At 45.7% G+C, this 9,770-nt stretch carries 9 protein-coding genes; 7 read left to right on the top strand and 2 right to left on the bottom strand.

Annotated elements, in window-relative coordinates; translation table 11 throughout:
* Positions 1–144: 144 nt before the first annotated feature.
* Together QOR82_RS08165 and QOR82_RS08160 are read right to left on the bottom strand one after the other, a co-directional pair.
* A complete protein-coding gene (locus QOR82_RS08165) occupies positions 145–849 on the bottom strand; it encodes a MucBP domain-containing protein (protein ID WP_283584272.1) in 705 nt (234 codons plus the stop codon).
* Between the two features lie 141 nt (positions 850–990).
* A complete protein-coding gene (locus tag QOR82_RS08160) occupies positions 991–3,225 on the bottom strand; it encodes an ATP-dependent Clp protease ATP-binding subunit (protein WP_283584271.1) in 2,235 nt (744 codons plus the stop codon).
* A gap of 214 nt (positions 3,226–3,439) precedes the next feature.
* Here QOR82_RS08160 and QOR82_RS08155 point away from each other — a divergent pair, with 214 nt between their 5' ends.
* The 7 genes from QOR82_RS08155 (at position 3,440) to QOR82_RS08125 (ending at position 9,462) form a co-directional block, all read left to right on the top strand.
* On the top strand, positions 3,440–3,625 hold the full coding sequence (locus QOR82_RS08155; RefSeq protein ID WP_283584270.1) for a hypothetical protein: 186 nt from the start codon (positions 3,440–3,442) through the stop codon (positions 3,623–3,625).
* 119 nt (positions 3,626–3,744) lie between these two features.
* Positions 3,745–4,011, top strand: a complete 267-nt coding sequence (locus QOR82_RS08150; protein ID WP_283584269.1) for a phosphocarrier protein HPr — start codon at positions 3,745–3,747, stop codon at positions 4,009–4,011.
* A 3-nt stretch (positions 4,012–4,014) separates the two neighbouring features.
* Positions 4,015–5,745, top strand: coding sequence for a phosphoenolpyruvate--protein phosphotransferase (gene ptsP / locus QOR82_RS08145; protein WP_283584268.1), 1,731 nt, complete (start codon positions 4,015–4,017; stop codon positions 5,743–5,745).
* Between the two features lie 194 nt (positions 5,746–5,939).
* Complete coding sequence (locus tag QOR82_RS08140; protein WP_283584267.1) at positions 5,940–7,148, top strand: glycosyltransferase family 4 protein; 1,209 nt, start codon at positions 5,940–5,942, stop codon at positions 7,146–7,148.
* A complete protein-coding gene (locus QOR82_RS08135; RefSeq protein ID WP_283584273.1) occupies positions 7,148–8,176 on the top strand; it encodes a glycosyltransferase family 4 protein in 1,029 nt (342 codons plus the stop codon). The genes QOR82_RS08140 and QOR82_RS08135 overlap by 1 nt, the downstream gene beginning before the upstream one ends.
* A complete protein-coding gene (locus QOR82_RS08130) occupies positions 8,169–9,194 on the top strand; it encodes a lysylphosphatidylglycerol synthase transmembrane domain-containing protein (protein WP_283584266.1) in 1,026 nt (341 codons plus the stop codon). The genes QOR82_RS08135 and QOR82_RS08130 overlap by 8 nt, the downstream gene beginning before the upstream one ends.
* Positions 9,187–9,462: a DUF1797 family protein gene (locus tag QOR82_RS08125; protein ID WP_283584265.1), complete on the top strand. Its 276-nt coding sequence runs from the start codon at positions 9,187–9,189 to the stop codon at positions 9,460–9,462. Before QOR82_RS08130 ends, QOR82_RS08125 begins: the two co-directional genes overlap by 8 nt.
* The last annotated feature ends 308 nt before the right edge of the window (positions 9,463–9,770 follow it).

Raw genomic sequence — 9,770 nt, 5'->3', positions numbered from 1 at the left:
GATTTGGTCATTAAACTAATTCTACCCGTTATGGGTTATTTTTTTAATTTATGTTGCACTTGAATTGTAAATTCTCATTACATAAAAAAGCCGCCGCTGCTGGATTTTATATCCGGCAACGGCGGTAATAGGGTAAATAGCAGGTTAGATTAAATTGACATAAGCAGCGTTAACGTAGCCTTGGTCTTTGAGGTGGTACCATTTAACACCATTTTCGTCGTCCAGTTCACTCACAAGTTGCAATTTGCTACCGTTGCTGACGTGCTTGAGAACTTCGCCATAGGGATTAGCGTAAACCGGTAATTCAATTCCCTTGACGTAATCGACAATTCCGGTTTTATCGATGTCTCTTTCGGAGAACTGAGCTGTTTGGGGCTTATCATTTGCCTCTTTGGGGAAGGGTTGGTCAACTAGCTCCATGTCCCGATCTTTAAATTGAACCCAGTGGTCGCTGCCGATTTCGTACCAAAATTCACGGGAATAAGTGGCAACCCGCTTGAAGGACTTGATAATGATTCCGGCTGGGATGGGTTGCTCGATCGGCATTCCCGCGACTTGATCATATGCCTGGACGGGACGCTTTAAACGCAGGAAGAGCTCGATCGTCTGAACTTCACCCCAATCTTTGTGTCGGTAATAAAGTTTGATCATGTGCTGACGCATATCAAAATGACCGGAGAGGTCACCTTCTGCTTTCATGTAGCGATAATTGTCAATTTTGGGCGGCTCAACCTGGTATTTGGTATCGACAAAACCACGTAGCAGTTTTGGGGTTTTGAGATTTTCCCCCGAATCCAGGTCGATGAAGTAAACCCAAATCGGGTTGCCGGTTTTAAAAGCGCGATCCATCTATGTTCACTCCTCAATAATTGTTTAAGTTAAGTATACAGCGACTATCGAGAAAGAAGTGCTTCTTTGCATCTTTTATTACCAAAGATTATGAAAAAAGACTCACGCGGTAAAACCGCGCAAGCCCTTAGCTAAAAAGCTTTAATCTTCACTTGTCTCTGTTGGCGTGTCAGTCTTTGTTGGAGTGGCACTGACCACTTCGATGTTGCCATCTTTGTCAAGGCGGGCAGCCAATTGATGGTCATCACTGTGATCCAATACAAAGTCGGCAATCCGATCTTCGATTTGCTCTTGAATTGTCCGACGCAACGGACGAGCCCCCATCTTCGGGTTGTATCCCAGATCAACTAACTTCTTCTTAACGTCTTCGTCAATGGTCAGATTCAGCTTCTTATCCTTCAACATGTCGTTGACATCGTCGAGCATCAAGTCGACGATCTTCATCAAGTTGTCCTTAGTGAGCGGGTTGAATTCAACGATGTCATCAAACCGGTTCAGGAATTCGGGCTTGAAGTAGTTAGTCAGCTTGTCGATCACGGAGTGAGTTTGGCCACTAGCTTCTGGGCCAAAGCCGATGTTGCCTTCGGTGTCACCAGTGCCGGCGTTGGAGGTCATGATGATGATCGTGTTCTTGAAGCTGACAGTCCGGCCTTGGGAGTCGGTCAGGCGACCGTCATCAAGAATTTGCAGGAACATGTGCATGACATCTGGGTGGGCTTTTTCAACTTCATCCAGCAAAATCAAGCTGTAGGGGTGCCGGCGAACCTGTTCGGTTAGCTGACCTGGTTCATCGTAGCCGATGTAACCGGGGGCAGCACCGATCAGCTTGGACGTTGATTCCTTCTCCATGTATTCACTCATGTCGAAACGGATCATCGAATCTTTGGAACCAAAGAGGAGCTTAGCTAGCTGCTTAGCCGTTTCGGTCTTCCCAACACCAGTTGGTCCGACGAAGAGGAAACTACCAATTGGCCGGTTATTCTTATTCAGACCGATCCGGTTACGCCGAATAGCCCGGGCAACCTTGTCGACGGCCTGGTTCTGGCCGATAATCCGCTTTTCGAGAGTCTTATCGAGGTCACGCAGCTGGTTTTGTTCTTGCTTTTCGAGGTCACCGACAGGAATCCCCGTCATTTCTTGAATGATGGTCTGCATATCTTCACGGGTAACAGTGGCGATGCCTTCAGCGTGCTTTTGTTCAGCTTCCTTCTTGGCCTTATTCAACTGAGTGACTTGGTCGCGGTAGTAGGCAGCTTTTTCGTAGTCTTGGTTTTCAACGGCTTGCTGCTTGTGGGCTTCGGCAGTGTGAATGTCATTTTCAATGGCGTTCGGGTCAGAAGACTTCAGCGTCAGATTCTTCCGGGAACCGGCTTCGTCCATCAGGTCGATTGCCTTGTCAGGCAGGAACCGATCTTGAATATAGCGATCGGATAACTGGGCAGCGGCCTGAATGGCGTCGTCGGTGTACTTGACGTGGTGGTAATCCTGGTAGCGATCCTTGATCCCATTGAGAATCTTAATCGTTTCTTCAACGGAAGGTTCATCAACCTGAACAGGTTGGAACCGCCGTGCCAGAGCAGCATCCTTTTCAATCTTCCGGTATTCATTAAGGGTCGTGGCCCCGATCAGCTGGAAGTCACCACGGGCCAGAGCTGGCTTCAAAACGTTGCCGGCATCCATGCCGCCTTCAGCATTGCCAGCGCCCATGATTTCGTGAATTTCATCGATGAAAAGAATGACATTCTTGTTTTCACGAACTTCTTTCATCAATTGTTGCATCCGTTGTTCGAATTGACCCCGGATTCCCGTACCTTGGACCAGAGAAACGACGTCCAGACGGATAATTTCCTTGTTACGAAGCTTGTCCGGAACCTGTCCAGAGACAATTGACTGGGCCAGTCCTTCAACAACGGCAGTCTTCCCAACACCAGCTTCCCCAATTAGAACTGGGTTGTTCTTAGTCCGGCGATTTAAAATTTCAATGACCCGGGCAGTTTCCTTGTCACGGCCGATGACGGGGTCGATCTTTCCTTGACGAGCCAGTTCCGTCAGATTGATACCATACTGACTGAGCAGGCCCTTGCCGTTCCGACCGCCATTGCCGCCTTGGCGTTGACCACGAGCTCGGCTGGCGCCCATGCCGCCCTGGTTAGCAGCCTGGTTTTGCATATTGTTCATTGCGTTCATAAAGTCTTCCATGTTTGAGAAGCCAAATGGATTATCCATATTATTACCTCCATTTTGCATCATATTAGTTTGCATATTTTGTAGTTTCTGATAGCAGTCCTGGCAGAGATTAACCTGCATCCGCTGACCATTGAGGTCCATCTGCAAATGGATCGTTGCCGGATTTTTATGACAAAATTGGCAAAGCATCTGAATCCTCCTTTGCAATTTGGTCAAGCTCTAAATAGTTTGACCTTTCTTGACTAATGACTACATTATAACGACTTTTGAGTGGAACGCAAGGCTTTCGACTTAAATTTTAGCACTCTGACTAAGAGAATGCTAAAAATAGGTGACGGAAGCTTTTAATTATATAGGAAATAACGCCGTGATAGAATATATATAAAAGAGGGGAGGATAAACAGTGAGCCAAGATTTTCACCAGAAATTAGAAGAATTGCGCTTAAAAAAAATTGATAGTTTTACGGTGAATCCAGATGATTTCATGGAATTTCAGCGGGTCTTTCATGATTACGAATACCGGACCCAAATCGAAGGAGATGCGGGGCGTAAAGGGATTATTTCCTATCACCGCATCAATCAGCATTAAAAATGTGGAAGCGTTTGCTAAGAAGCTTGTAATTTAGTTGCTTTATTGGTAGTATAATAACTGGTAATGTAATTGGTAGAAGTGCTGATTACAAAAAAGCTGCAAGGAGAATGATTATCATGGAAAAACGCGAATATACTATTGTTGCTGAAACTGGTGTGCACGCTCGTCCAGCAACTATCCTGGTTCAGACTGCATCAAAGTTCAACTCTGACGTTAACCTTTCATACAACGGCAAGAGTGTTAACCTGAAGTCCATCATGGGTGTTATGTCACTCGGTGTTGGCAAGAACGCTGATGTTACCATCACGGCTGAAGGTGACGACGAACAAGACGCTATTAAGGCGATCGATGAAACGATGCACAAGGAAGGTTTGGCTGATTAATCAATGGATGTTCTCAATGGGCTAGCAGCAAGTGGTGGTTACGCCATCACGAGGGCGTACTTATTGGGGTCAGTTCATTTTGTCGTCACCAAGCATCATAGTAATGATCAGAATCATGAGGTCAAACGGCTTCATGATTCTTTTGCTATTACGCGTGATGAAATTAAAAATCTTCAACAGCAAGCCCACCGCAACTTAGGACGGCAGGCAGCAATGGTGATGGACATCGAAGTGGATATCATGGCGGATTCTGAGTTCTATTCCGAAATTGAGCAACTAGTCACGCTGAGCCACTTCACGGCAGAATGGGCCGTTGCCCAACAGACGCAGCACTACCAAGAGCTGTTTAAAAAGATGAATAATAATGACTACTTGCGCCAGCGAGCCACGGCCGTAACGGAAGTTCGTCAACGATTGCTGAGTCATCTCCTCGGCCAGCCGTTGCCTGACGCGACCAAGTTAGACCATCCAGCCGTGATCATTGCTCACGCCATTACTCCTAATGATATGGTTAACTTTAATGACTACGTTAAGGGGTTGGTGACTGATAATGGTGGACCAACTTCCCACTTTGCGATTATGTCACAGCAATTGCGGATACCGACAGTTGTGGGTACCAAGAGTGGCACAAAGCAAATCAAAAATGGTGACCTGGTGATTGTTGACGGCGTGCATGGCAAAGTGATCATTGCTCCAGATCGAAAAACGGTTGATCATTACCAGCGCTTAGCCGGCCAGTATGCCCAGGAGATGCAACGCTATGGTGCATTGCGGGAAAAGCGCACTGTCAGTAAAGATGGCCACCATTTTATCGTGGCCGCCAACATTGCAATGCCAGATGAGGCCACCCCTTCATTAGAGGATGGGGCCGAAGGGATTGGCTTGCTGCGGACTGAATTTCTTTATATGCATAGCGCCAACCTGCCCGATGAAGATCAGCAATTCCAGTCTTATAAGCAGGTCTTGACCGCGATGCCTGACCAGCAAGTGGTGATGCGGACGCTTGACATTGGTGGTGATAAACGTTTGGGAACCTTGCGGCTGCCGAGCGAAACGAACCCGTTTTTAGGTTTTCGCGCAATTCGGGTGGGATTGAAAAATCCTCAGCTTTTGCGTACCCAGATTCGGGCGATGCTACGCGCTTCTGCTTACGGGCGTTTGGCTGTTATGTTCCCACTGGTGGCAACCCTGAATGAATTTGAGGCTGCTCGATCGATACTGGACGAAGAAAAGCGTGCTTTGACTCGTCAAGGGGTTAAAGTGGCAGATGATATTCAGGTTGGTATGATGGTGGAAGTTCCTTCAGCGGTGACGATGGCGGATCAATTAGCACGAGAAGCTGATTTCTTCAGCATTGGGTCGAATGATTTGATTCAGTACATGTTTGCCGCTGACCGGGGAAACCAGCGAGTAGGCTACCTGTATAAGGGAATGCATCCCGCTATTTTGCGGTCAATTAAGCGGACTATCGATGCGGCTCATGCGGAAGGCAAGTGGGTCGGCCTTTGCGGCGAACTGGCTGCAAAGGATTTGGCGATTCCACTCTTGGTTGCGATGGGTCTTGATGAATTTTCGATGACTAGCAGCAAGGTGACTCGGGTGCGGTCACTGATTAAGCAGCTTGAAAAACGTCAATTGCAGCCATTGCTACACCAGGCTTTGGCCGCACCAGATGCCGAAACAGTCTGCAAGTTAGTTCAAGCTCAAGTGCCGGCGTTACATGATTTGCAATAGCACACCGTTACAATAATGATTGTGTCAGGATGTGGAAGACTGATTCTGAAGTGCCTTTAGGCTTTCGGGATGGTTCCGTGTCCTGGCTTTTTTGTTTGGCAGCTGATGCTAAACTTGCGTGACGAATTGAAACAGATTAGAATAAATGAGATTATGCGACGGTTAGAAAATGTGCAACAAAGGAGTATTTTACTTTGAACATCGGCTTGTTTACAGACACATACTTTCCCCAGGTGAGCGGTGTGGCGACTTCCATTAAAACGTTGCGAGATGAGCTGGTGGCACAAGGGCACAACGTTTATATTTTTACAACCACAGACCCTTTGGCTGATCCCGAAGAAGACAAGCGGGAGCAGATTTATCGTTTCCACAGCATTCCATTTGTTTCTTTTACTGAGCGACGGATTGCTTTGACTGGCTGGCTGAAGATCTTGCGTTTGGCAAAGGAACTGCACTTAGATATCGTTCATAACCAAACGGAATTTTCGTTAGGGTTGATGGGCAAAGAGGCTGCTCGAGAGATGGGGATTCCTGTGATCCATACCTACCATACGATGTATAGTGATTACCTTCACTACATTGCTAACGGAAAGATTCTGAAACCCAAAGACGTGGCCAAGCTGGTCAAACTATACATGCGGAGTGTCACCGGGGTGATTGCCCCAAGTCAGAAGGTGCTGGATACGCTACGTGGATATGGGGTAACAGCACCGATCCAGGTGATACCGACTGGGGTCAATCTGCAATTGTATCAACACCATTGTTCTGCTGAAGAAGCCGGTGACTTACGGAAAAAGCTCGGTTTGGGGATGGATACGCCAGTGTTACTGGCCTTGAGTCGTCTAGCTTACGAAAAAAACATTCATGAAATCATCGAAGCTCTGCCGGACATTTTGCAAAAAGCCCCTGACGCCAAGCTGGTTATCGTTGGTGATGGACCGGCGCGTAAGACTTTGGAACGGCAGGTATCAGCGATGGCTTTAACTAAATACGTGCAGTTTACGGGCACTGTGCCTAACGATCAGGTCCACCTGTTTTACCAGATGGCAGATGTTTTGGTATCGGCATCTGATACGGAAACTCAAGGGCTTACTTACATTGAAGCTTTGGCATCGGGCCTGCCGATCGTGGTGATGCGGAGTCGTTATACGGATCAGCTGATCGATGATCCGGCGATTGGCCGGAGTTTTCAAAAACGGGCAGATTTAGTGGATAGTGTTATTTATTATCTTCGGCATACCGATAATCATGAAGACCAGCAGAAGCGACAGCAAAAGCTCCATGATATTTCGGCGGAAGTCTTTGCCCGGCGGGTGGTTGATTTTTACCATCAGTGTCAGCGAGATTACGCCCGGCAGCACAAGCGTCGTCGCACACTTTTTGGTATGAGTAGGAGGCCATGATGTTAAAAATAACGATGTATTCTTCCGCAGATAAAGTAGCTGGCCAAGGGGTCGGCAGTGCTTATCTTGAGCTGGTCAGAATGCTACGCCACTATTTTTGTGATGAATTCGACATTAAAATCAATTCCTATCGGCAGAGTCAGATCAGTCATTACCACACGATTGATCTGCCTTTTTACTTTTCGACTTTTTCAAAACGACGGGGCCGCAAAATTGGCTATGTTCATTTTCTGCCAGAAACGTTGAATGGCAGTCTGAAGATTCCCCAACCTTTCCGGAGTATCTTTTATCATTATGTGATCGCTTTTTATAAGCGAATGGATCATTTGGTAGTTGTCAATCCATCCTTTATTCCAAAATTAGAAGCTTACGGGATTGATCGCCGTGACATTACTTATATTCCGAATTTTGTTGATCATGATCATTTTTATCCAGTAGATCTTGCTGAGAAGAAACGTTTGCGGGCCAAGTATCATTTGTCTGACAAGAAGTTTGTCGTCTTGGGAAGCGGGCAAATTCAAGAACGCAAAGGGCTTTTTGACTTCATCAAGCTGGCAAAGCAGAACCCTGACGTGCAGTTCATTTGGGCTGGCGGTTTTTCTTTTGGCATGATTACCGATGGTTACCGGGAATTGAAACGGATCGTTGATAATCCGCCGGCTAACTTATGGTTCCCAGGGATCGTCAGTCGACAGGGGATTAACGAATTAAACAACGTTGCGGATCTTTTTCTGTTGCCATCATTTAATGAGCTTTTTCCTATGTCAGTACTGGAAGCATTCAGCAGCGGCACACCGGTAATGCTCCGTGACCTAGACTTATATCATTCAATTATTGCGGGGGACTACGAAGCAGCAAAGGATGTTGCTGAAATGCAGACTAAGCTGCGTGCTTTAATCGATCAGCCGTCAGAACTGGCAAGGTTGCGCCAACGTGCCCAGGCGGCTAGTGCAAAGTATTCGAAGGAACATTTAGCAAAGATCTGGCATGATTTTTACTTAGCACAAGCGGGGATGAACCATGACTAGGAAGAATTGGTGGATTTTTATTTTAATGTTGTTGCTGGGTGGTGGCATTTTCACTTACTCTATGCGAGGACAAAACCTGCATGAGTTGGTGAACAAGCTTGGCAGTCTCAATTGGTATTGGCTCTTATTAGCTGTGTTTTGCATTGTGATGTACCTACTCCTTGAAGGGGTAGTTGTCAAAATTTTTATGACTGATCGTTATCCGGATTTTTCGTGGAAAGATGCGCTGCGTATTCCGCCGATTGAGCAGTTGGGTAATGGGATTACCCCCTTTTCGACCGGTGGACAGCCGGCCCAGCTGATGGCTTTGCTTCAGTCAGGGGTAGATGGCGGTCGTGCCAGTTCTGTTTTGTTGATGAAATTTGTCGTGTTTCAGTCGATGATTGTCATCAATTTCCTTGTGAGTTTGATTATCGGTTTTCACTACATTGCGGAGAAAGTCCATGCCTTATCGCTGCTAGTTTTATTTGGTTTTTTGATCCATTTTTCGGTGATCATTACCCTGTTGATGATCATGTACTGGTATGGTTTTACCAAGAAAATAACGAACCTTTTGGTGCGGCCGTTGCATTTTTTCATGAAGGAGGAGCGCTATCAACGGATGGTTATCAATCTTAATCGTAAGATTGATAGTTTTTATCATGAAAGTATCAAAATGAAGCGGGAATATCGAAAACTAGCAAAAGTTTGTCTGGTGACGCTTTGCCAGTTGCTTTTTTACTACGCAATTCCTTATTTCATTATGCTGGCACTCGGCGTGCATGGTTTGAATTTCGTCATGGTGATGAGCCTGCACGTTCTTATTTTCATGATTATTTCGTTGTTTCCCATTCCTGGTGGGACAGGAGGGGCCGAGTATAGTTTCTCCGTGCTTTTTTCTAGTTTTATGCATTCCAGTGCTAAATTGTTACTGGCAATGATTATTTGGCGATTGCTGACGTATTATTTTGGGATGTTTGTGGGAATTTTTTGCATGATGATTCACCCGGATAAGGTGAAGAAGATTGAGAATGATTAGGGAGAAGGGGATGTCTTTGGCTGAGCAGTCAGAACTAGTGAAGATCGTGAAACGTCTTGAAGCAATGCAAGATGATCGTTCTCGCAATCGGCAGTCTCGAACGTTTACGATGTTTGGCGTGGCAGTTTGTGATGTCACTTATCTTCATGATGAAGGCATTTTTATTTTGGTTCAGCTAGATAACAGTGAACGTTATCGTTTTGATAAGCTTGATCTAGCAGCTATCGAAATTTATCGGTGTTTGTATGACTTTCAAGAAAGTTTTTAAATAGTGCTTGACGATTTTTAGAATCCTTGGTATATTATCTATTGCTGTGTTGAGTTGCTTGCAAATAGCAATTAAAAAAACAGCTTGACAGATTTAAATGATCTGGTATAATTTAGAAGTTGTCTTTTGTAAGTCAGTTGATTGATTCAAAATAAATCAAATTAATCCTTGACAGCTAATAAGACAGCTGATATAATTAAAAAGTCGCTGAGCTGCCTGCTCAGCGATCGTGGTAGACCTTTGAAAACTGAACAAAGTTTCGACAAACACAAATGTGCAGGGTCCTTAATCATTGATTAAGGCAAAAA

This window comes from Limosilactobacillus difficilis, from assembly GCF_947387495.1.
GTDB classification, from domain to species: Bacteria; Bacillota; Bacilli; order Lactobacillales; family Lactobacillaceae; genus Limosilactobacillus; species Limosilactobacillus difficilis.
The sequence above is the reverse complement of the archived record's forward strand: the minus strand, read 5'-3'. Positions and strand labels throughout refer to the sequence as shown.

Bases quoted from the DNA above. Each gene is read 5' to 3' on its own strand.
- QOR82_RS08165 (WP_283584272.1), bottom strand. From the start codon at position 849: ATGGATCGCGCTTTTAAAACCGGCAACCCGATTTGGGTTTACTTCATC.
- QOR82_RS08160 (WP_283584271.1), bottom strand. From the start codon at position 3,225: ATGCTTTGCCAATTTTGTCATAAAAATCCGGCAACGATCCATTTGCAG.
- QOR82_RS08150 (WP_283584269.1), top strand. From the start codon at position 3,745: ATGGAAAAACGCGAATATACTATTGTTGCTGAAACTGGTGTGCACGCT.
- ptsP (WP_283584268.1), top strand. From the start codon at position 4,015: ATGGATGTTCTCAATGGGCTAGCAGCAAGTGGTGGTTACGCCATCACG.
- QOR82_RS08135 (WP_283584273.1), top strand. From the start codon at position 7,148: ATGTTAAAAATAACGATGTATTCTTCCGCAGATAAAGTAGCTGGCCAA.
- QOR82_RS08130 (WP_283584266.1), top strand. From the start codon at position 8,169: ATGACTAGGAAGAATTGGTGGATTTTTATTTTAATGTTGTTGCTGGGT.
- QOR82_RS08125 (WP_283584265.1), top strand. From the start codon at position 9,187: ATGATTAGGGAGAAGGGGATGTCTTTGGCTGAGCAGTCAGAACTAGTG.